The sequence below is a fragment of the Streptomyces sp. NPDC088254 genome, from assembly GCF_044740925.1.
Lineage (GTDB): Bacteria > Actinomycetota > Actinomycetes > Streptomycetales > Streptomycetaceae > Streptomyces.
The window spans coordinates 17,410-38,541 of the sequence record NZ_JBIURQ010000007.1; the positions used below are offsets into that span (position 1 = coordinate 17,410).

Below are 21,132 nucleotides of genomic sequence, written 5' to 3' on the forward strand. Positions count from 1 at the left end.
GACATCGCTCCCCGCACGGCCGCAGCGCGAGGCGGTACGGTGGGGCGTGAAGGATGCGGCTACGCGGTCCGAGGAGGGAGCCACCGATGATTCTGCTCCGTCGCCTGCTGGGTGACGTGCTGCGTCGGCAGCGCCAGCGCCAGGGCCGTACTCTGCGCGAAGTCTCCTCGTCCGCCCGAGTCTCACTCGGCTATCTCTCCGAGGTGGAGCGGGGGCAGAAGGAGGCTTCCTCCGAGCTGCTCTCCGCCATCTGCGACGCGTTGGACGTACGGATGTCCGAGCTCATGCGGGAAGTGAGCGATGAGCTCGCCCTCGCCGAGTTGGCTCAGTCTGCCGCCGCCACCCCCAGCGAGTCCGTGCCCTCGCCGGTTCGCCCGATGCTGGGTTCCGTGTCGGTGACCGGTGTGCCACCGGAGCGGGTGACCATCAAGGCGCCCGCCGAAGCGGTGGACGTGGTCGCCGCCTGACCTGTCCGTCCGGGCGGCGGGGTGCACGACCAGCGAGGCACAGGACGACGACATTGTGGAGGCCCCGGCCGGGGTGCTCCGGGGGTGACCCGGGGAGTGCGGTCGGGGTTTTTGCATGCCCGGGGGCGGTCCACCGTGCGGTGTGCGGGGGGACGGGTCCGTTTGCCGGGGTCTGGCGCGGCGGTCATCGTGGAGGGGCTGGACGGGGGAGTGGCTGTGCGGGCCTGACCACCGGAGGTGCCGATGAGCGACGTCGTGAAGTGTTCCCGTCCCTGCCGGGCGGAGTCTGCGTGATAGCCCGGCGCGGGGTCGCGCTGGGTCTGGGCGCGTTGTGGTGGTGGGCCGTGCTGAGGCTCGCGGTCAGCCCGGACGCGGGAGTGGTCGAAGGGGCCGTCGTCGCGGGCGGGTGGGGGCTGAGCCTGCTCCCGGTGCACTGCGCGGCCAAGGGGCGGGTCGTGGGCGCGGTGGCTGTGGGGCGGTGGAAGGCTGCCTGGCGGGGGGTGCGGTGAGGTGGGTGCGGGCAGGGGAGGCGGTGTCGCGGAGTTCCGCTCGCGACCCGGCCTCGGGCATCCGTCGTGCGGGCGGCTACCAGGGCATCGCGACCCCGCCGTTCGGGCGGAGGATCTGGCCCGTCGTGAAGGACGACGCGTCCGAGGCCAGGTGCAGTACGGCGTGAGCGATCTCGTCGGGTTCGCCGACCCGGCCCAGCGGTGACATACGCGACATGAGCGCCTCCGTGCGCTCCTGTGCGCCGGGGTCACGGCGGTCGGTCATGGGTGTGCGGATCCACCCCGGGGCGACGGCGTTGACGCGGATGCCGTGCCGGCCGACCTCGGTCGCCAGGGTCTTGGTGAGCTGGACCACGGCGGCCTTGGCGACGCCGTAGCACAGGAGCCCGGGGCCGCCGGTGTCCACGGCGCCCGAGGCCATGGTGACGATGCTGCCCCTCGTGCCGGTCGAGATCATCAGACGGGCGGCTTCCTGGCAGGCGTACAGCACGCCCTTGAAGTTGACGTCGAGCACCCGGTCGAGGTCCTCCTCGCGGGTGTCCAGGACGGGACTGCTGTGCATGATCCCGGCGACGGCGGCCATGACGTCCAGGCGCTCGCAGGACTCCACCGCCTGCCGGACCTGGGCGTGCTCGGTGACGTCGAGGAGGTGGGTGTGGGCGACGCCGCCCCGGTCCTTGATGAGGGCCGCCGTATCGTGCAGGCCCGTGGCGTCGCGGTCCGCGCCGTGGACGAACGCGCCGGCCTCGGCGAGCAGCACGGCACAGGCCCGGCCGATGCCGCCGGCGGCGCCGGTGACGAATGCGGTGCGTCCGGTGAGGTCGTACGCCTTCACGGCCATGAGGGGACCGTACGAGAGTTTCTGACGGGTCGTCAATTACCGGTGCGGGGGCGGATTCGGCGGGCGGCCGGGGATCCCGGGGCCGGGGCGGGCCCGGGCTGGCAGGCGGGGCACCAGTACGTCGGACGCTCGCGGGAGCCGTCGCCCTGGTCGGCGAGGCGGACGGGAGTTCCGCAGCGCAGGCAGGGGCGGTGCGCGCGGCCGTAGACGAAGAGGTCCTGGCCGCGCCGGCCGGTCGTGGCGCGGACGAGGCGGTCACGGTTGACCTCCAGGAGCCGCTTGGCCAGGGCGGGCAGCTTCGCGGCGCGGTCGGCGGGGAGCGCGCCAGCGGGGAGCCAGGGGCTGACGCCGAGGAGGAAGCAGAGCTCGCACTTGTAGACATTGCCGATGCCGGCGAGGTTGCGCTGGTCGAGGAGGGCCTCACCGAGGGGGCGGTCGGGGTCGGCGAGAACGTTGGCGAGCGCCCGCTCGGGGTCCCAGTCGGGGCCCAGCAGGTCCGGGCCGAGGTGCCCCACCGCCCGCTCCTCGTCGGCGGTGCGCAGGAGTTCCAGGACGGGGAGGCGGTAGCCGACGGCTGTCCGGTCCTCGGTGCCGAGGATCGCGCGGATCTGATGCCCCGGGCCGCCGGTCCAGCGCTGGTCGTTCGTGTACACCCGCCAGGAGCCGTCCATCCGCAGGTGCGAGTGGAGCGTCAGGCCGCCCTCGACGCGGGTGAGGAGGTGCTTGCCGCGCGCGGTGACGTCCAGGACGGCGCGTCCGGTGAGGTCGGCGGTGGCGTGCTTCGGCACCCGCAGGTCGGAGCGGGTCAGCGTCTTGCCGGCGAGGGCGCCGTGCAGTCGCCGCGCGGCCTGCCAGACCGTGTCACCTTCGGGCATGGGTCAAGGGTGGCACGGGGAGCGGAGCTGCGGGGCTGTTCGTCATGCTCGCAGCCGCAGTCCCCGGGGGGTCGCGATGAAGCCCGCTTGCTCCAGGAGGGCGCCCAGGGGGGAGGTCAGGGCCGAGGCGCCGTTGACGCGCTCCACTGTGACCGTGCCGAGGGAGCCCGCGCGGGCGGCCTCGGCCAGGGCTTGCGCCGCCGCCTGCAGACGGGGGTCGTCGGCCGGGGAGTCCTGGCCTTCGGCGGTGGTCGGCCAGGCCAGCAGGGTCTTGCCGCCGCGCTCCATGTAGAGGGTCAGCTCGCCCTCGACGAGCACCACCAGGGAGCCCGCCTTGCGCCCCGGTTTGTGCCCGGCGCCGGTCGGCGGCTCGGGCCAGGACAGGGCGGCGCCGTAGGCGTTCGCGGGGTCGGCCGCCGCGAGGACCACCGCGCGGGAAGCGGGCGAGGGCGCACGCCGACCGCGGTCGGCGAAGCCGGAGGCCCGCGGGGCGGCGTGGCGGGAGCCGGACGCGTAGGGCGCGCCGTACGAGGGCCCGGAGCCGCCTCTCGGGCCGCCCGCGCCGGGGGAGTCGAAGTCGTGCGGCGAGAGCAGGTCGTCCGGCGAGGTGGACGTGACCTGGGGTCCGGAGGAATCGTCGGAACCGAAAAGCTCCCAGCCGGGATCGTCGGACGGGGAGGCGTCGGGGAAGACGAAGCCGTCTTTCGTCCCGGCGGTGCCGCCGGAAGCGCCGGACCCGAGCGTGGGGCCGGGCAGGGTCTCGCCGCGGTCGCGGGCGTTGGCCACCGCGCGGACGCGGTCCACGGCGCCGTCCATGGCGAACTGCGCGGCGCCCAGGCCTTCCACGACGTACCCACGCCGGGCCTGGCCGCTGTCCTCGAAGGCGGACAGGACCCGGTACGTCGCCGAGAAGCCGCCCTCGACGCCCTCGGCGGCGACCGCGCCACGAGTGACCACTCCGTGCCGGTCGAGGAGCGTGCGGGCGAGGGCGTGGGCGCGGACCGTGGGGTCCTCCTCCTGCGCCGGGAGGAGCGACCAGCGGCCTCCGACGGTCGGCGGGCCGCTGCGGGACGCGGCACGCGCGGCGGCCGTCAGCGAGCCGTATCGTCCGCGGGGGACGGCGCGTTTGGCGCGGTGCGCCGTGGAGCCGGCGGTGCGGCCCGAGCCCAGGAGGGCGCGCATCGGCGCCAGCGTGTCGTTGGTGAGCCGGCCGGACCAGGCGAGATCCCAGAGGGCGTCGGCGAGTTGGGGGTCGGTGGCCTCGGGATGGCCGCTCGCGCGGACCTGGTCGGCGATCTGACGGAAGAACAGGCCGTAGCCGCCCGAGAGGGCGTCCAGGACACGGCGGTGCAGCTCCGTCAGCTCCAGCGGGTGGGGCGGCGGCAGGAGCAGCGGGGCCGCGTCCGTCAGATACAGCGAGACCCAGCCGTCCTTGCCGGGCAGGGAGCCGGCCCCGGCCCACACCACCTCGCCGGAGGCGGTGAGTTCGTCGAGCATCGCCGGGGTGTAGTCCGTCACCCGGGAGGGCAGCACCAGCTTCTCCAGCGCGGACGCGGGCACTGACGCGCCCTGGAGCTGTTCGACCGCGCGGACCAGACCGTCCACGCCGCGCAGTGCGTGGCCCTTGCCGATGTGCTGCCACTGGGGCAGGAACTGGGCGAAGGCCGGGGGCGGGACCGGTTCCAGCTCGTGCCGCAGGGCGGCCAGGGAGCGCCGGCGAAGCCTGCGCAGCACGGTCGCGTCGCACCACTCCTGGCCGATGCCCGCGGGATGGAACTCGCCCTGGACGACGCGTCCGCCCGCCGCGAGCCGCTGGAGCGCGCCCTCGGTGACCGCCACGCCCAGACCGAAGCGGGCGGCGGCCGTGGCCGAGGTGAACGGGCCGTGGGTGCGGGCGTAGCGGGCGAGGAGGTCGCCGAGGGGGTCCTTCACCGGTTCGGTGAAGGCTTCCGGGACGCCGACCGGAAGGGCCGTGCCCAGCGCGTCGCGCAGCCGGCCCGCGTCCTCGATGGTCGCCCAGTGGTCCGCGCCGGCGATGCGGACCCTGATCGCCCGGCGGGCGGACGCCAGTTCCGCGGCCCACGCGGGTTCGGCGCCGCGCTCGACGAGTTCGGCTCCGGTGAGCGGGCCGAGCAGGCGCAGGATGTCCGCGACGCCTTCGGCGTCCTTCACGCGGCGGTCCTCGGTGAGCCACTGCAGCTCCCGCTCCAGCTCGGTGAGGACTTCCGCGTCGAGCAGTTCGCGCAGCTCGGCCTGGCCGAGCAGTTCGGCCAGCAGACGCGAGTCCAGGGAGAGCGCGGCGGCGCGGCGCTCGGCGAGCGGGGAGTCGCCCTCGTAGAGGAACTGGGCGACGTAGCCGAAGAGCAGGGAGCGGGCGAAGGGGGACGGCTCGGGGGTGGTGACCTCGACCAGGCGCACTTTGCGCGACTCCAGGTCGCCCATCAGCTCCACGAGGCCGGGGACGTCGAAGACGTCCTGGAGGCACTCGCGGACCGCCTCCAGGACGATCGGGAACGAGCCGAACTCGCTTGCCACCTGGAGCAGTTGGGCGGCTCGCTGACGCTGCTGCCACAGCGGTGTGCGCTTGCCCGGGTTGCGGCGCGGCAGCAGCAGCGCGCGGGCGGCGCACTCACGGAACCGGGCGGCGAACAGCGCCGAGCCGCCGACCTGGTCGGTGACGATCTGGTCGACCTCGCCCTTGTCGAAGACGACGTCCGCCGCGCCGACGGGCGCCTGCTCGGCGTCGTATTCGGAGCCGGCCCTCGTGGGCTCACGGTCGAGGAGGTCCAGGCTCATCAGGTCGGCGTCCGGCAGGCGCAGCACGATGCCGTCGTCGGCGTGCATCACCTGGGCGTCGATGCCGTACCGCTCGGACAGCTTGGCGCCGAGTGCGAGCGCCCAGGGGGCGTGCACCTGGGCGCCGAAGGGCGAGTGCACGACGACGCGCCAGTCGCCGAGTTCGTCGCGGAAGCGTTCGACGACGATGGTCCGGTCGTCCGGCACATGGCCGCAGGCCTGGCGTTGTTCGTCGAGGTAGGACAGCACGTTGTCCGCCGCCCAGGCGTCCAGGCCCGCGGTGAGCAGACGGAGCCGGGCGTCCTCCTCGGGCAGGGAGCCGACCTCGCGCAGGAACGCGCCCACCGCGCGGCCGAGTTCGAGCGGCCGGCCCAGCTGGTCGCCCTTCCAGAACGGGAGCCGGCCCGGGACACCGGGCGCGGGCGAGACCAGGACGCGGTCGCGGGTGATGTCCTCGATGCGCCAGGAGCTCGTGCCGAGTGTGAAGACATCGCCCACCCGGGACTCGTAGACCATCTCCTCGTCGAGCTCCCCGACGCGGCCGCCGCCCTTCTTGGGGTCGGCCCCGGCCAGGAAGACGCCGAACAGGCCCCGGTCGGGGATCGTGCCCCCGGAGGTCACGGCCAGGCGCTGGGCGCCGGGGCGGCCGGTGATCGTGCCGGCGACCCGGTCCCACACCACGCGCGGGCGCAGCTCGGCGAACGCGTCGGACGGGTAGCGGCCGGCGAGCATGTCGAGGACTGCCGTGAAGGCGGACTCCGGGAGGGAGGCGAAGGGCGCGGCCCTGCGGACCAGGGTGAGCAGGTCGTCGAACTGCCAGGTGTCCATGGAAGTCATCGCGACGAGCTGCTGGGCGAGCACGTCCAGGGGGTTCGCCGGGACCTTGAGGGACTCGATGCCGCCCGTGCGCATCCGCTCGGTGACGACCGCCGCCTGGACCAGGTCGCCGCGGTACTTGGGGAAGACCACACCGGTCGACACGGCCCCGACCTGGTGGCCCGCGCGGCCCACGCGCTGCAGCCCGGAGGCCACCGAGGGCGGGGACTCCACCTGGACGACCAGGTCGACGGCGCCCATGTCGATGCCGAGTTCCAGGCTGGAGGTGGCGACCACGGCGGGCAGACGGCCGGCTTTCAGGTCCTCCTCGACGAGCGCGCGCTGCTCCTTGGACACCGAGCCGTGGTGGGCGCGCGCGAGGACGGGCGGCGCGCCCTGCGCCGCACCCGAGCCGCCCATCAGCTCGGCCGGCGCGTGGTGCTCGTCCAGCGGTTCGCCGGTGGCCCGTTCGTAGGCGATCTCGTTGAGGCGGTTGCACAGGCGCTCGGCGAGCCGGCGGGAGTTCGCGAACACGATCGTGGAGCGGTGGGCCTGGACGAGATCGGCGATGCGCTCCTCGACGTGCGGCCAGATCGACGGGCGTTCCGCGCCCTCGGAGCCGTCGGCGACCGGGGAGCCGCCCAGCTCGCCCAGGTCCTCGACCGGGACCACCACGGACAGGTCGAACTCCTTGCCCGACTCGGGCTGGACGATCTCCACCTTGCGGCGCGGGGACAGATAGCGGGCCACCTCGTCGACCGGGCGGACCGTCGCCGAGAGGCCGATCCGGCGGGCCGGCGCCGGCAGGAGCTCGTCGAGGCGCTCCAGGGAGAGGGCGAGGTGGGCGCCGCGCTTGGTGCCGGCCACTGCGTGGACCTCGTCCAGGATGACCGTCTCCACGCCGGTCAGCGCGTCTCGCGTGGCCGACGTCAGCATCAAGAACAACGACTCCGGAGTGGTGATCAGGATGTCCGGCGGGCGGGTGGACAGCGCGCGGCGCTCGGCGGCGGGCGTGTCCCCGGAGCGGATGCCGACCTTGATCTCCGGCTCCGGCAGGCCCAGCCGCACCGACTCCTGGCGGATTCCGGTCAGCGGGCTGCGCAGATTGCGTTCGACGTCGACCGCGAGGGCCTTGAGCGGTGACACGTACAGGACGCGGCAGCGCTTTTTCGGATCGGCCGGCGGGGGCGTCGAGGCCAGCTGGTCCAGGGCCGCGAGGAACGCCGCCAGGGTCTTGCCGGACCCGGTCGGAGCCACCACCAGCACGTCCGAGCCCTCGCCGATGGCCTGCCACGCGCCCGCCTGGGCCGCGGTGGGCGCGGAGAAGGCACCCGTGAACCAGCCGCGGGTCGCGGGGGAGAAGCCGTCCATGGCTCGGTGTGCGTCGCTGACCATGCGTCCATCCTGCACCCGAGCACTGACAACGGCGCTGACCTGCGGCCCGTCCCGCCGCCCGGATCCCGTCGCGGGGCGGGCGGTCGCGCAGAATGGGGGTATGGCGGGTTCCGGAGAGATGGCGCGGCACTGGCGGTACGCGGAGTTGCCGGAGGTGGACCTGCTCCGTGCCCGATATGTCCGCAAGACGTTCGTCCGGCACACCCACGAGCACTTCGTCATCGCCGCCATCGCCGACGGGGTCGAGGTGTTCCACCACCGGGGGAGCGACCAGTACGCCGGGGCCGGCGCGCTCGCGCTGGTCAACCCCGACACCCCGCACACCGGGCGGGCCGGTGTGCCCGAGGGCTGGCGGTACGGGGCGGTGTATCCGTCACCGGAGGTGGTGGCGGCGATCGCGGCCGAGACGACCACGCTGAAGGGGGCACCGGGGTTCGTCAGCCCGGTGCTCGACGACCCGTACGCCGCGGCGCTGGTGCACCGGGTGCTGCGGGCCGCCGACGAGGGCGACGCACTGGCCGCCGACACGCTGCTGCGAGTGGCCGTGACCCGGCTGCTGCGGCTCAACGGCGGACCGGCGCCCCAGCGAGCGGTGCGCACGGCCGGAGGGCGGATCGCCGCACGCGCGCGTGCGGTACTGGAGGAGCGGATGACCGGCCCGCCCACCCTGGAGCACCTCGCGCAGGATCTCGGGACCAGCCCCTTCGCCCTGCTGAGGGCGTTCCGGGACGCCTACGGGATGCCGCCCCACACCTGGCTGACGGACGCCCGGGTCCGTCGGGCGCGGCGGCTGCTGGACACCGGCATCCCGCCCGCGGAGGCGGCCGTGGCCGTCGGGTTCACCGACCAGCCCCACCTCAACCGGCACTTCACGCGGATCGTGGGCGTGCCTCCGGGCGCGTACCAGCGCGGCCGCGAGGATGCTCGGCAGCACAGGGACGTACGCGAGCCCGAGGACGTACGCGAGCGCAAGAACGTACAAGACGTGCGGCGCCGGCTGCTCCTACCGTCCGACGGGTGGCAGAACAGACAGCTCGGACAGGACAAGTGGCCCGGACGGCGCGCGCGAGCACAGGACCCGGCGGGGGAGGCAGACCGGACGCCGCTGTCGTACGGGACGCCCTCGGCGTCGGCATCGCCGTCGGACTCTCCGGATTCGCCTTCGGGGTGACCTCGGCGGGCAGCGGGCTCACGGCATGGCAGACCTGTGCGCTCAGCCTGCTGGTGTTCACCGGCGCGTCCCAGTTCGCGCTCGTCGGTGCGCTGGCGGCCGGCGGCAACCCCTTCACGGCGGCCGCGGGCGCCTTCTTCCTCGGCGTGCGCAACGCCTTCTACGGCCTGCGGCTGTCGCAGGTGCTGGCCCTTCCGCGCGCGGTGCGCCCGTTCGCCGCACAGTGGGTGATCGACGAGACGACCGCCGTCTCGCTGGCGCAGCGCGACCGGCGCGGGGCGCGCCTCGGGTTCGCCGTCACCGGCATCAGCCTCTACGTGCTGTGGAACCTCACCACACTGCTGGGCGCCCTGGGCGCCGAGGCCATCGGCGACACGGACGCGTGGGGGCTCGACGCGGCCGGTCCCGCCGTCTTCCTGGCGCTGCTCGCGCCGATGCTGAAGACCGCCACCGAGCGCTTCACCGCCGCTCTCGCGGTCGTGCTGGGGCTCGGCCTGCTGCCCCTGCTGCCCGCCGGAGTGCCCGTCCTGGTGGCCGCGCTCGCCGCGCCGGTCGCCCTGTGGGCCGAGGGCCGCCGCGGCGCGCCGCAGGGCCGTGACACGTCGGAGCGCGCCGCCGCTGAGCGCGACGCGGAGGGGGAGCGGTGAACGTCTGGATCGCCATCGGGGTGACCGCCGTCGCCTGTTACGCCGTCAAGCTCGCCGGGCTGCTCGTCCCGGCGGGCGCTCTGGAACGGCCCCTGGTCCGGAGGCTCGCCGCACTGCTCCCGGTCGCTCTCCTGGCCGCCCTCACAGCCCAGCAGACCTTCGCCGACGGGCAGGCGCTCGTGCTCGACGCGAGGGCGGCGGGGCTCGCCGCGGCCGCCGTGGCGCTCGTCCTGCGCGCACCGTTCCTGCTGGTCGTCGCGGCGGCCGTGGCGGTGACGGCGGGGGTCCGGGCACTGGGCGGCTGAGCGGTCGCCGGGGTCGCCGGCGGCCGCGCGAGGTGATCGTGCGCGTGTGGTGATCCGTGCGTCCGGATGCCGGCCGATCGTCCGCCTGTCAGTCGATCGTGCGGCCGTGCGCCCGCAGCGTGTGCAGGGCGTCGATCGTCACCATGGGGCGGGCCTCCAGGGCGGTGCCCGGCGCCCACGCGCGCCAGCGGATCGGCCAGCCGCCGTCCTCCCGCTGGTCGCCGGCGAGGAAGTCCAGGGAGCGGGCCATCTCGTCGTCGGTGAACCACGCGCGCGCGAGGGAGCCCGGCGTACGGGCGTAGTCGTGAGGGAAGTGGTGCTCGCCGGGGGCGTAGCCGGGCGCCACCGGGTAGGCGTCCGCGCGGTCCGGGTCCAGCACGGCGAGCCGACGTTCGCGGACCAGGCGGCCCAGCCGGTCCGCAGCCGCCTCGGCGCGCGGCCGGTCGGGGGCGGAATCCAGGAAGGCCACGGCCGCCTCGATCCCGTAGGGGTGGGACGTCTCCAGGGAGTCCACCGCGTGCCAGCAGAAGTCCGTGGCTCTGAAGAGCCATGCGTGCCACACCTCGTTGCGGTGCAGCAGGCCCACCACCGGGCCGGTGGCCAGGAGTGCGCTGGGCGGGTCGTCCACGATCGGGACGAACGGGGCGGCGGGATACCCGCGCTGACTGGGGTGGACCGCGGGCAGGGCCCCGTCGGGGGTCGACACGGCGGTGAGATAGCGGCACACGTGTTCCACGCGCCGGCCGTCGCAGCGCCCGAGACGGTCCAGGACGCGCAGCGCCCGCGCGGTGTGCAGGGGCTGGCTGACGGGGCCGCGCAGATCGGGTTCGAGCGCGTGGCCGTAACCGCCGTCCTCGTTGCGGTAGGCGTCGAGCGCGGTCTCCACGGGATCGGCGCCGCCGTGCAGGAAGTGGTAGGCGAAGAGGCGCTGTTCGAGCACGCGCGCGGTGAGCCAGACGAAGTGCTCGGCGCGGGAGAGCGGGGAGCGCGCCTGGGTCGTCGGGGGGAGTGGGGATGCTCCGGAGTCGGCCATGGATCAGACCGTAGGCCGCGAAGCGGTCCCGGCAGGCGGTCCCGGCCGGGGCCACCCCCGCGCGCGGGACACGGATGTCATGCGGTTGACGGTCTTCCGGCAGCGGATGGCCTCGGGCGGATCTGGCGATACCCGATCGTGACCGCGCCGGGCACCATCGGCGTCGGGGACGTCGTCGCCGTGATCCCACCCCTGATGCGGCGCCGGCCGCGCCGGCCAGACGAGAGGAGTGAAACCGGCCCGTGAGAACCGTCCCGGCTGCACGGAGAGCTGTGTCTTCGCCCGACCGACCGCGGGTGCTACTCGGTGTGCAGCGCGGTGGCCGTCAGGGTCCTGGCTGCCCAGCCCGCCGGGACCAGCGCACCCAGCACGGCGAGCACGACGCCGCCGAGTCCCGGCATGAGCAGCCGAGCCGGCCCGTACACATCGAGCACGGACGACGGCATGGTGGTGCCCACGGCGCGTGCCATCACCGGCATGACGAATCCGTGCAGGACGTATCCCACAGGCACGCCCAGCAGCCCGCCGAGTGCACCGATCGCCGTCACCGAGGCGAGCACGAGGCTGACGGTCTGCCGGGGCGTCATCCCGATCGCCTTGCAGACGCCCAGGTCGTGAACGCGTTCCCGGGTGTCGAGGATGACGGAGTTGAGCACGCCGAGGCCCGCCACGGCGACCAGCATGAGGGTGAGCAGCACTGCCATCGCTTTCATGATGAGGATGACCCCCTCCTGCTCGTCCGGGGGGATGGTCGTGGCGTCGCCCCCCAGTGGCCGCACCACCGACGCGAGCTTGCGGGCGTAGTCGTCCGCCGAGACATCGGCCAGCACCTTGACGAGGAACGTGCTGGGCGCGGCCGCCGGGAAGTCCGACATGGTCGCGTGGATCTCCAGTTGGTTGCCCGAAGTGTCGAAGGACTCGCCCACGATCTTCAGGTCGGCGCTCTGCTGCTCGTAGGTCACCCGCACGGTGTCGCCGATCTTGGTGCTGGTCCGCTCCAGGAAGCGGGAGGGCACGACGACCTGCCCCTTGCCGGTGAGCCAGTGTCCCGAGAGCATCTCGTAGCTGCCGTCGCGGGAATCGCCTTCGTAGAGGCGGGCCTGAACCGACCCGGAGACGCCGGCCACGACGACCTCGGTCTGGAGCTTGCCGTAGTACGAGTCCAGGCCCGCTTGGGACGTGATGGCGGATCTCACCTTCGCCGGGTCAGCGGGCTTGGCTTTGGACGGGTCCGGCCGGCCGTCGGCCACGGGAGGCGGGCTCGCCTCGCCGCCTGCGGGGGGAGGCGGCGGGGGAGCAAGGGTGTTCATCTTGACCGTCGTCACCGTGACCGAGGCACGGCTCTCGGGATCCTGCGACGCGCTGATCGCGCCCAGCGACGAGGTCAGCCCCACCGCGAAGGTCACCGCGATGGTGCCGAACGCCACCGCGAGCAGCATCGCGAGGGCGCGGACCGGATGAGTGAAGGGGGTTGCGAGACCGTAGGTCACCGGTCGTGGCAACGGCAGCCGGCCCAGCGCCCGGTGGGCCCGCTGCCCGCGCCCCCTGCGCGGCGCCCGGCCGACCGCGATGGCTTCGACCGTGTGCAGCTTTCCGGCTCGCCGTGCGGGAATCAGAGCCGCGAGCCCCACGACGAGCAGGGCGGCGGCCGGCACCGTGACGTCCACCCACCAGGTCACCGCGAGCGAGACGGTGCCGTACACCGACTGCGTATCCGCCAGCATCGGCACGGCCAGGAGGTTGCCCAGCAGGACGCCCAGAACGATGCCGACGACGGCCGGGATCATCGCCTGGGCCACGTAGGCGCGGACGACCTCGCGCGGAGTGAAGCCGATGGCCTTGAGGATGCCGATCCTGCGCAGACCGGTGCCGACCGCACCGCTGATGACGCTGCTCACGGTGATCACCGACATCACGATGCCGAGCACACCGAACGCCATCACGAACGGAACGGTCGCCGCCGCAGCCTGATCGGCGGCGCGCTTGGTGTCCAGCCAGGACTGCGTACCGAGCAGCGCTCCGGAGCCCGTGGCGGAGGCGAGGACCGCCCGGTGGGCGAGGAGCTGCGCCATGGTGTCCGCGGAGTCGAAGCGGTAGAGCATCTGCCGCATGACGGGGTGCCCCTGCGACGCCACCGCGTCAACCTGCGCCGGCGTCGCCCAGGAGTCGGCGGTCTTGCTGGCCGACAGGGCGAAGCCGACCACCTTGAAGGCCGGGGAGTTCGTGGCGTCCGACGTCCTGAGGGTGGAGCCGATCTCGACGCCTGGCCCTTCGAAGGACGTGTTGAGCACGATCTCGCCCGGCCTCTGCACCCACTGACCGGACTTCAGCTCCACCCGGTCCACGGCGTCGTCCGTACCGGACCGCCCGACAAGGGTAAGAGTCGGAAGCCGGAAGCCCGTCTGATCCACCGGGCGGAACGCCGTGGAGGAGTACGGCCCCGCGCTCGCGGTGACGCCGTCCAGCCTCCCCGTCTCCGCCAGCTTCGCCGTGCTCACCCTGGCCGGATCGAACTGCGCGGTGATGTGGGCGCCTCGCTGCTTGTGGAAGGCATGGTCGAAGGGCGCGGCCGCGGCCACCATCAGCGACCCGGCAACCACGGCCGAAGCCACGGCCATCATCGTGGCGATGGCGATCACCACGGACTGCACACGCCGCCGGCTCACCCCGCAGCGAACGACCCGGCTCAGCGCGCCGTTACCGAACACGCTCATCGGACGGCCTTCGCATACGTGTCGCGGGCGAGGCGACCGTCCACGAGGTGGATGGCGCGGCTCGCGATCGCCTCCGCCAGTGACAGGTCGTGTGTCACCAGCACGATGGTCTGGCCCCCGCGGTGCAGGTCCATCAGCAGGTCGCGGACGTCGTGGCCCGACGCGGTGTCGAGCGCACCGGTCGGCTCGTCGGCGAGCAGCAGCTCGGGCCGGTTGATCAGCGCCCTGGCTACACCGACTCGCTGGCGTTCGCCTCCGGACAGCCGGCCCGGGTAGGCGCGGGCATGCTTCTGAATGCCGAGCATCTCCATGAGTTCGCCTGCGCGGGACGCGGTTTCGCGACGGCTGGTGCCGGTCAGCTGTGCCGGGAGTTGGATGTTGTCGGCGACGGTGAGGTCGTCGAGGAGGTTGAAGAACTGAAAGGCCATGCCGATGTGCGCGCGCCGGAACCTGGCGAGGGCGTGCTCGCTCAGCTGGTCGATCCGTCGGCCCGTCACGATCACAGCGCCGTCCGTCGGCTTGTCCAAGCCGGCGACGAGGTTCAGCAGCGTGGACTTGCCGCTGCCGGAAGGACCTGTCACAGCGAGGGCCTCGCCCCTGGCGACGCTCAGTGAGAGCGGTCCGAGCGCGGTCGCGCCGGCGCTGTCGTAGCGCTTGGCCACGCCCTCCAGTTCGATCACTTGGTTCATGGGAGAGGCCCGTCCTTACGGTCGCGAGAGGCGCGTGCTGTTGCCGGCCCTGTGAACCTAGGGGGCGGTAACGGCGGTGCGCGTCGGCCGCGGAACCGATACCCGCCCGTTCCTTCGGACGATCCGGTCGCGGACTCCTCCTTGAGGATGAGGACCCGAGGAGGGGGCCGTGGTCAGTCGGACGGACGTGGGACGAGTGCAGAACCCAGCACAATGTGCGGATGGAGACGGATGACTGGCGCGGCCGGCAGCGACAGCTCGTGGACGCGTTACGCCCCGAGGCGAAGGCCACGCCGTCCGGGCGAGCAGCGCGCGCCGATGTGGTGCTGGCGATCGTCCTGAGTGCCGTCGCTGTGTTCGTCGCGGTGCGCTATCCCGGGAACGGACCGGTGTCCATCGACCCGCCCAAGATCGACGTCGGCACCGGCATCCCGGCCCCGCCGCCGCCCGGCCCCGATCAGGCGCCTGTGGAGGAAGGCCTTTCTCCTGTGCCCTGGGCCCTGGTCCTCATGTCGACGCTGCCGCTCGCCCTGCGGCGCCGCTACCCGCTGGCCGTCTTCATAACAGTGCTGGGCGCAAGCCTGGCCATCGGCAGCTCGGCCTCTTGGATCACCATCCTGGCCTGTGTCATCGCCGCTTACAGCGCCGTCGTCCACAGCCGATACCGGATCTTGTCGATCGCCATACTGGTGATCGCCGCCGTGTTGTCCGGTTTCGCCTTCCGGAATGCGGAGCCAGTGGTCCCGGGATGGTCCAGCCCGGGTTTCGTGCTGCTGGTGGCCGGGATGCTGGCCAGCCTCGTTCGTTTCCTGCACCTGCGTCTGGCGTCCAGCAGGCTCCGGGTGGCCGAACTGCAGGAGGCTCAGGAGCAGGCCGCGCGCCGGGCCGTCGAGGAGGAACGTTCCCGTATCGCTGCCGAGCTGCATGACGTCGTCACTCACAATGTGAGCGTGATGGTGATCCAGGCGGGCGCGGCACGCAAGGTGATGGACGTGATGCCGGAGCAGTCCAAGGAGGCTTTGCTGGCCGTCGAGGCGGGAGGCCGGGCCGCCATGGCAGAACTCCGGCACGTGATGGGCCTGTTGGCAGCCGCCGATCAGGACGAGCCCGACGGCCTGGAGCCCCAACCCGGGCTCGCGCAGCTCGACGCGCTGGTCGCGCGGGTACGCGCTGCCGGGACGCCCGTGAGCGTCGAGCTGTCGCTGCCGCCGGAACCGCTGCCGCCGGGCGTGGACCTCGCGGCGTACCGCGTCGTGCAGGAGGCGCTGACCAACACCGTCAAACACGCACGCGGCGCGGAGGCGACGCTTTCCATCGGTTACACCGACACCGGTCTGCAGATCGAGGTCACGGACACGGGCGGCGAGAAGGGCTTCTCGCCAGCGGAGAGCAACGGCCGTGGCCACCTGGGTCTGCGTGAGCGGCTGGCCGTCTACAAAGGCCGGCTGACGGTCGGACCGACAGACGCCGGCGGCTACAGGGTCACGGCCCGTATCCCGCGGAACGCGGCATGACGGCGGCCACACCGCTGCGCGTGGTCATCGCGGACGACCAGGCCCTCGTGCGCACCGGCTTCAAGATGATTCTGGCCGCGGACGGCATCCAGGTGGCCGCTGAGGCGGCTGATGGGGCCGAGGCCGTCGCAGCAGTCCGTCGCACGCGGCCCGACGTCGTTCTCATGGACATCCGGATGCCGCAGATGGACGGCATCGAGGCCACCCGGCGCATCCTGGGCAGTGAGGGTCTGCAGGGGACCAGGGTCATCATCCTCACGACATACGACCTCGACCACTATGTCTACGCAGCCCTCACGTCCGGTGCCAGCGGATTCCTGCTCAAGGACGTCTCCCCGGAGCACCTGGTGGCCGCGCTGCGTCTGGCGCAGTCCGGCGATGCTCTCCTCGCACCCACGATCACCCGCCGCCTGATCGAACGCTTCGCCAAGCACGACGAACCACAGGCCATCGCCCCTCACCGTGATCTGTCCACCCTGACCCCGCGTGAACTGGAGGTGCTCCGTCTGCTCGCCACGGGCCTCAGCAACGCCGAACTCGCCTCCCGTCTCCATCTCAGCCAGACCACGATCAAGAGCCACGTCGGCCGCGTCCTGTCGAAGCTGGATCTGCGCGATCGGGTCCAGGCCGTTGTCTTCGCCTACGAAACGGGACTGATCGCCCCGGGAGGCGACGCCTCGAAGGTGAACGGGTGAGGGCTTTACTCTGCGTACATACACGCATTTCATGCCCGACGCCGGCACGCGAGGTCGCGCCGCCATGGATGCTTGGTTCGGTGGGGAGGCGACTCCCCGGACACCCCCTGACGGGGTGCGGAGGCGCGAAGAGTGGGAAACATGCAGGTCATGGCAGGTGCGGAGCGCAAATCATGCGGTTGACGGTCTTCTGGCAGCGGATGGACGAGCACTTCGGCGCGGGGTACGCCGACACCTTCGCGCGCGATCACGTGATGACGGAGCTCGGCGGGCGCACCGTGCACGAGGCGCTGGCGGCCGGCTGGGACGCCAAGGCCGTGTGGCGCGTGGTGTGCACGGTGATGAACGTGCCGCAGGAGAAGCGCTGATCCCTGCCGGCCGTGCCGGTTGCGCCGAATCCGAGGTGAAGATCGCACCGGGGTCCCCGGTTGTCGGTGCCGTGGGCGAGACTTGAGCCGTGGCACCCACTGACGAGAACGGGCAGGTCGCCCCACCCGCGACCCTGTCGGACACCACGCCGCCCGCCGGGCCTGGGCCCGGCGCCGGCACCGACACCGCGCCGGGCGCGCGCATGCCGCGCTGGCTCCCGCGTGCGATGGTGCTCGCGCTCGCCCTGGTCGCCCTGTTCCAGTTGGGAACCTGGGCCTTCCACCAGCTCATCGGCCTGCTGATCAACATCCTCATCGCGTTCTTCCTGGCCCTCGCCATGGAACCGGCGGTGAGCCGGATGGCCGCCCGCGGCGTCCGCCGGGGCCTCGCGGCCTTCCTGGTCTTCCTCGGCCTGCTGGTCGCGTTCGCGGGCTTCTTCACGCTGCTCGGCTCGATGCTCGCCGGGCAGATCATCAAGATGATCGAGGACTTCCCGGACTACCTGGACTCCGTGATCAGCTGGATCAACACCACGTTCCACACCGAACTGCGGCGCGTGGACATCCAGGAGGGCCTGCTCCACTCCGAGTGGCTGCGGAAGTACGCCCAGAACAGCGCCGCCGGCGTCCTGGACGTCTCCACCCAGGTCCTCGGCGGTCTCTTCCAGCTGCTGACGATCGCGCTGTTCTCGTTCTACTTCGCCGCCGACGGGCCCCGGCTGCGGCGCGCCCTGTGCTCGGTGCTGCCGCCCGCCCGGCAGACGGAGGTGCTGCGCGCGTGGGAGATCGCCGTCGACAAGACCGGCGGCTACCTGTACTCACGCGGGCTGATGGCGCTGATCTCGGGCATCGCGCACTACATCCTCCTGGAGGCCCTGGGCATCCCGTACGCGCCCGTGCTCGCGGTGTGGGTGGGCGTGGTCTCCCAGTTCATCCCCACCATCGGCACGTATCTCGCGGGCGCGCTGCCCATGCTGATCGCCTTCACGGTCGACCCCTGGTACGCGCTGTGGGTGCTGGTGTTCGTCGTGGTCTACCAGCAGTTCGAGAACTACATGCTGCAACCCAAGCTGACGTCGAAGACCGTCGACATCCACCCCGCCGTCGCCTTCGGCTCGGTCATCGCCGGCACCGCGCTTCTCGGCGCGGTCGGAGCGCTGATCTCCATCCCGGCCGTCGCCACGCTCCAGGCCTTCCTGGGCGCCTATGTGAAGCGGTACGACGTGACGGACGACCCGCGTGTCCACGGGCACCGCCGCCGGGGCGAAGGGCCGGGGCTGCTCGACCGGGCGCGGAAGGCGTGGGCGGCGACGAGGGAACGCGCGGGCCGCCGGAGGGAACGGTCCGGCTGACCGCGGCGGGGGAGGCCGACGGGGGCGAGAGCCTCCCGAGGCGGCCGGGCGCCGGGGGCGTCGGGTCATGGGGCGCGCTTGACACGAAAATCGAACATCTATTCTGATGGAGGCTCCGGCAAGCCTCTCGACGGGGACTTCGTCCCGGTTCAAGGGGATAAGTGCCCGAGTTATCCACAGGCCGGACCAGTGTCGGGGCGCATTGTCAGTGGCAGGCGTTAGCGTCTTTGACGTGAAGCGATCGACTCAAGCAAACCGGGTGGAACCCATGGCAGGAACCGACCGCGAGAAGGCCCTGGACGCCGCTCTCGCACAGATTGAACGGCAATTCGGCAAGGGCGCGGTCATGCGCATGGGCGAGCGGTCGATGGAGCCCATCGAGGTCATCTCGACCGGTTCGACCGCCCTCGACGTGGCTCTCGGCGTCGGCGGCCTGCCGCGCGGCCGCGTCGTGGAGATCTACGGACCGGAGTCCTCCGGTAAGACCACGCTGACCCTGCACGCCGTCGCCAACGCCCAGAAGGCCGGCGGCCAGGTCGCCTTCGTGGACGCGGAGCACGCCCTCGACCCCGAGTACGCGAAGAAGCTCGGCGTCGACATCGACAACCTGATCCTCTCGCAGCCCGACAACGGCGAGCAGGCCCTGGAGATCGTGGACATGCTGGTCCGCTCCGGCGCCCTCGACCTCATCGTCATCGACTCCGTCGCCGCGCTCGTCCCGCGCGCGGAGATCGAGGGCGAGATGGGCGACAGCCATGTCGGTCTGCAGGCCCGCCTGATGAGCCAGGCCCTGCGGAAGATCACCAGCGCGCTCAACCAGTCCAAGACCACCGCCATCTTCATCAACCAGCTCCGCGAGAAGATCGGCGTCATGTTCGGCTCGCCGGAGACCACGACCGGTGGCCGGGCGCTGAAGTTCTACGCCTCGGTGCGCATCGACATCCGCCGCATCGAGACCCTGAAGGACGGCACCGAGGCGGTCGGCAACCGCACCCGCTGCAAGGTCGTCAAGAACAAGGTCGCGCCGCCCTTCAAGCAGGCCGAGTTCGACATCCTCTACGGCCAGGGCATCAGCCGCGAGGGCGGTCTGATCGACATGGGCGTGGAGCACGGGTTCGTCCGCAAGGCCGGCGCCTGGTACACGTACGAGGGCGACCAGCTGGGCCAGGGCAAGGAGAACGCCCGCAACTTCCTGAAGGACAACCCCGACCTCGCCAACGAGATCGAGAAGAAGATCAAGGAGAAGCTGGGCGTCGGCGTGCGCCCGCAGGATCCCGCCGCCGAGCCGGGCGCGGACACCGCGGCCGCCACGGGCGCGCCGGCGGACGACGCCGCCAAGGCCGTCACCGCTCCCACAGCCAAAACCACCCGGAACAAGGCCGCGGCTGCCAAGAGCTGATCCGTGACACGACGAACGGACTGGGCCGAGAGCGACGCGCACCCCGGCGGATCCGCCGGGGTCGGACCCGCCGGGGTCGGTGAGACCTGGCCGGACGGCGGTTCATGGGACGGCCCGCACGGGGGCGGGCGCGAGGACGGCGAGGGCCGTTCCTTCGACGGCCGCCGAGCGGGGGGTGGCGACGAGGGCGGTTCCCGTCCGCGCGGCGGGCGCGGACGCCGTCGGCGCGGCTTCGGGGAACCGTCCGCCGAGGACGAAGGCGCTCCCTCCTCGTCGAGGGCCGAGCGGGAGGCGTCTTCAGGGGACCCGGCTGAGCGGGCGCGGGCGATCTGCCTGCGCCTGCTCACCGGGACCCCGCGCACGCGCAAGCAACTCGCCGACGCCCTGCGCAAGCGGGAGATCCCGGACGACGTGGCCGAGGAGGTGCTGTCGCGGTTCGAGGAGGTCAGACTGATCGACGACAGCGCCTTCGCGGCCGCCTGGGTGGAGTCCCGCCATCACGGCCGGGGGCTGGCCCGGCGGGCGCTCGCGCAGGAACTGCGCACCAAGGGCGTCGACCCCGCACTGATCGACGAGGCCGTCGCCCAGCTCGACACCGAGCAGGAGGAGACGACCGCGCGCGAACTCGTCGACCGCAAACTGCGGGCCACCCGCGGCCTCGACCGCGACAAACGGATCCGCCGCCTGGCCGGGATGCTCGCGCGCAAGGGCTACTCGCAGGGGATGGCCCTGCGCGTGGTCCGGCAGGCGCTCGAGGAGGAGGGGGAGGACACGGAGTTCCTGGGCGAGGACGGGGAGTTCTGACGAGAGTCCCACGCGGGGCGGCCTCGTAGCCATGCCGTCGAACTCGCCGACGCGGGTGGCCGTTCGCCCGGCGCGCCTACTGCCAGTCCTCCGGGCGCTCCACCTGCTCCAGGTGCAGCACCTGGCCGGTGCGGCTGTAGCGGCGGATGCGGGGGAGCGGCGGGTAGTAGGCGTGGACGGAGACCGCGTGCTCGTCGGCCGAGGCGTTGAGCACCTCATGGACGTGGTGGCGTCCGAAGGCGCGGCCCTGGCCCGCTCCGAGCCGGCGCTCGCGGTCCACGCCCTCGGACAGCTCCAGGCTCTGCCAGCCGTCCGTGGGCAGCCGCACGGCCAGCGCGTGTTCCCGCAGCTCGCCGCGAGCGGTGAGGAACGCGCCCACCGAGTCGGCGTGGTCGTGCCAGCCGGTGCCGGTGCCGGGCGGCCAGCCGATCAGCCAGGCCTCACTGCCACCGGGCCCCTCCAGGCGCACCCAGGTGCGGCCTTCGGGATCGAGGGGGAGTGAGGCGATCAGCTCGGCGTCGGCGGCCGTCCTGCGGACGAAGTCGAGGAGTTCCGCCTGCGTCGGCCCGGTTCCCGCGCCGGCGGTGGACGCGGAAGACGAGACGGAGGCGGACACGGCGGAAGACAGCGGGGTGGAGGAGACAGCGGGAGACAGAGAGGCAGACACGAGTACCGTCCTGAAAGCGTTCGCGGACGGCGCGCGGCAGCGCGGGAGCGCTCGACGGCGCGCGCCGGTGAAGAA

At 72.5% G+C, this 21,132-nt stretch carries 17 protein-coding genes and 1 pseudogene; 11 read left to right on the top strand and 7 right to left on the bottom strand.

The annotated features are described in order from the left end of the window. Window positions 1–86: 86 nt before the first annotated feature. Window positions 87–467, top strand: coding sequence for a helix-turn-helix transcriptional regulator (locus tag ACIOC0_RS20775; RefSeq protein ID WP_352245816.1), 381 nt, complete (start codon window positions 87–89; stop codon window positions 465–467). A 290-nt stretch (window positions 468–757) separates the two neighbouring features. Next, window positions 758–976, top strand: coding sequence for a hypothetical protein (locus ACIOC0_RS20780; protein ID WP_351100039.1), 219 nt, complete (start codon window positions 758–760; stop codon window positions 974–976). A 76-nt stretch (window positions 977–1,052) separates the two neighbouring features. Here the strand turns inward: ACIOC0_RS20780 and ACIOC0_RS20785 are convergent, their stop codons facing one another. From ACIOC0_RS20785 to ACIOC0_RS20795, 3 genes are read right to left on the bottom strand one after another with little or no spacing between them, the layout of a single operon-like run. After that, complete coding sequence (locus tag ACIOC0_RS20785; RefSeq protein ID WP_402156608.1) at window positions 1,053–1,817, bottom strand: SDR family NAD(P)-dependent oxidoreductase; 765 nt, start codon at window positions 1,815–1,817, stop codon at window positions 1,053–1,055. A 32-nt stretch (window positions 1,818–1,849) separates the two neighbouring features. After that, a complete protein-coding gene (locus ACIOC0_RS20790; RefSeq protein ID WP_402156609.1) occupies window positions 1,850–2,692 on the bottom strand; it encodes an Fpg/Nei family DNA glycosylase in 843 nt (280 codons plus the stop codon). A gap of 42 nt (window positions 2,693–2,734) precedes the next feature. Continuing rightward, window positions 2,735–7,699, bottom strand: a complete 4,965-nt coding sequence (locus ACIOC0_RS20795; protein WP_402156610.1) for an ATP-dependent helicase — start codon at window positions 7,697–7,699, stop codon at window positions 2,735–2,737. 100 nt (window positions 7,700–7,799) lie between these two features. On the opposite strand from ACIOC0_RS20795, the pseudogene ACIOC0_RS20800 reads away from it, so the two are divergent. The 3 genes and pseudogenes from ACIOC0_RS20800 to ACIOC0_RS20810 form a co-directional block, all read left to right on the top strand. After that, window positions 7,800–8,864, top strand: a pseudogene (locus ACIOC0_RS20800) (AraC family transcriptional regulator); the annotation flags it as partial. After that, the gene (locus ACIOC0_RS20805) at window positions 8,747–9,517 is read left to right on the top strand and encodes an AzlC family ABC transporter permease (RefSeq protein WP_402156611.1); all 771 of its coding nucleotides are present in this window, start codon (window positions 8,747–8,749) and stop codon (window positions 9,515–9,517) included. The pseudogene ACIOC0_RS20800 and the gene ACIOC0_RS20805, both read left to right, overlap by 118 nt. After that, window positions 9,514–9,822 carry an AzlD domain-containing protein gene (locus ACIOC0_RS20810; protein WP_402156612.1) on the top strand — a complete coding sequence of 103 codons (309 nt, stop codon included), beginning with the start codon at window positions 9,514–9,516 and terminating at the stop codon, window positions 9,820–9,822. Before ACIOC0_RS20805 ends, ACIOC0_RS20810 begins: the two co-directional genes overlap by 4 nt. An 88-nt stretch (window positions 9,823–9,910) precedes the next feature. On the opposite strand, the gene ACIOC0_RS20815 is transcribed toward ACIOC0_RS20810, so the two are convergent. The 3 genes from ACIOC0_RS20815 to ACIOC0_RS20825 form a co-directional block, all read right to left on the bottom strand. Continuing rightward, window positions 9,911–10,855, bottom strand: a complete 945-nt coding sequence (locus tag ACIOC0_RS20815) for a hypothetical protein (protein WP_402156613.1) — start codon at window positions 10,853–10,855, stop codon at window positions 9,911–9,913. Window positions 10,856–11,154: 299 nt separating this feature from the next. After that, window positions 11,155–13,569, bottom strand: a complete 2,415-nt coding sequence (locus tag ACIOC0_RS20820; protein ID WP_402156614.1) for an ABC transporter permease — start codon at window positions 13,567–13,569, stop codon at window positions 11,155–11,157. Beyond that, window positions 13,566–14,258 (bottom strand): ABC transporter ATP-binding protein, encoded by a 693-nt coding sequence (locus tag ACIOC0_RS20825; protein WP_402156616.1) that lies wholly within the window; start codon window positions 14,256–14,258, stop codon window positions 13,566–13,568. The genes ACIOC0_RS20820 and ACIOC0_RS20825 overlap by 4 nt, the downstream gene beginning before the upstream one ends. 221 nt (window positions 14,259–14,479) lie before the next feature. Between ACIOC0_RS20825 and ACIOC0_RS20830 the strand changes: the two genes are divergently transcribed. The 6 genes from ACIOC0_RS20830 to recX all read left to right on the top strand — a co-directional run bounded on the left by ACIOC0_RS20830 (window position 14,480) and on the right by recX (window position 20,390). Further along, window positions 14,480–15,772, top strand: coding sequence for a sensor histidine kinase (locus tag ACIOC0_RS20830; RefSeq protein WP_402156618.1), 1,293 nt, complete (start codon window positions 14,480–14,482; stop codon window positions 15,770–15,772). Then, a complete protein-coding gene (locus tag ACIOC0_RS20835; RefSeq protein WP_402156619.1) occupies window positions 15,769–16,467 on the top strand; it encodes a response regulator in 699 nt (232 codons plus the stop codon). The genes ACIOC0_RS20830 and ACIOC0_RS20835 overlap by 4 nt, the downstream gene beginning before the upstream one ends. 173 nt (window positions 16,468–16,640) lie before the next feature. Continuing rightward, a complete protein-coding gene (locus ACIOC0_RS20840) occupies window positions 16,641–16,835 on the top strand; it encodes a DUF3046 domain-containing protein (protein WP_402156621.1) in 195 nt (64 codons plus the stop codon). 89 nt (window positions 16,836–16,924) lie between these two features. Next, window positions 16,925–18,187: an AI-2E family transporter gene (locus ACIOC0_RS20845; RefSeq protein ID WP_402156622.1), complete on the top strand. Its 1,263-nt coding sequence runs from the start codon at window positions 16,925–16,927 to the stop codon at window positions 18,185–18,187. A gap of 268 nt (window positions 18,188–18,455) precedes the next feature. Continuing rightward, window positions 18,456–19,586 carry a recombinase RecA gene (recA, locus tag ACIOC0_RS20850; RefSeq protein WP_402156623.1) on the top strand — a complete coding sequence of 377 codons (1,131 nt, stop codon included), beginning with the start codon at window positions 18,456–18,458 and terminating at the stop codon, window positions 19,584–19,586. A 3-nt stretch (window positions 19,587–19,589) separates the two neighbouring features. Next, window positions 19,590–20,390 carry a recombination regulator RecX gene (recX, locus tag ACIOC0_RS20855; protein ID WP_402156625.1) on the top strand — a complete coding sequence of 267 codons (801 nt, stop codon included), beginning with the start codon at window positions 19,590–19,592 and terminating at the stop codon, window positions 20,388–20,390. 76 nt (window positions 20,391–20,466) lie between these two features. On the opposite strand, the gene ACIOC0_RS20860 is transcribed toward recX, so the two are convergent. Continuing rightward, complete coding sequence (locus ACIOC0_RS20860; protein ID WP_402157152.1) at window positions 20,467–21,018, bottom strand: cysteine dioxygenase; 552 nt, start codon at window positions 21,016–21,018, stop codon at window positions 20,467–20,469. Window positions 21,019–21,132: the final 114 nt, after the last annotated feature.

What these genes read in the sequence shown, in the direction of transcription:
- ACIOC0_RS20775 (WP_352245816.1), top strand. Translation starts at nt 87, where the DNA reads ATGATTCTGCTCCGTCGCCTGCTGGGTGACGTGCTGCGTCGGCAGCGC.
- ACIOC0_RS20835 (WP_402156619.1), top strand. Translation starts at nt 15,769, where the DNA reads ATGACGGCGGCCACACCGCTGCGCGTGGTCATCGCGGACGACCAGGCC.
- ACIOC0_RS20795 (WP_402156610.1), bottom strand. Translation starts at nt 7,699, where the DNA reads ATGGTCAGCGACGCACACCGAGCCATGGACGGCTTCTCCCCCGCGACC.
- ACIOC0_RS20815 (WP_402156613.1), bottom strand. Translation starts at nt 10,855, where the DNA reads ATGGCCGACTCCGGAGCATCCCCACTCCCCCCGACGACCCAGGCGCGC.
- ACIOC0_RS20830 (WP_402156618.1), top strand. Translation starts at nt 14,480, where the DNA reads ATGGAGACGGATGACTGGCGCGGCCGGCAGCGACAGCTCGTGGACGCG.
- ACIOC0_RS20790 (WP_402156609.1), bottom strand. Translation starts at nt 2,692, where the DNA reads ATGCCCGAAGGTGACACGGTCTGGCAGGCCGCGCGGCGACTGCACGGC.
- ACIOC0_RS20785 (WP_402156608.1), bottom strand. Translation starts at nt 1,817, where the DNA reads ATGGCCGTGAAGGCGTACGACCTCACCGGACGCACCGCATTCGTCACC.
- recA (WP_402156623.1), top strand. Translation starts at nt 18,456, where the DNA reads ATGGCAGGAACCGACCGCGAGAAGGCCCTGGACGCCGCTCTCGCACAG.
- ACIOC0_RS20825 (WP_402156616.1), bottom strand. Translation starts at nt 14,258, where the DNA reads ATGAACCAAGTGATCGAACTGGAGGGCGTGGCCAAGCGCTACGACAGC.
- ACIOC0_RS20820 (WP_402156614.1), bottom strand. Translation starts at nt 13,569, where the DNA reads ATGAGCGTGTTCGGTAACGGCGCGCTGAGCCGGGTCGTTCGCTGCGGG.
- ACIOC0_RS20840 (WP_402156621.1), top strand. Translation starts at nt 16,641, where the DNA reads ATGCGGTTGACGGTCTTCTGGCAGCGGATGGACGAGCACTTCGGCGCG.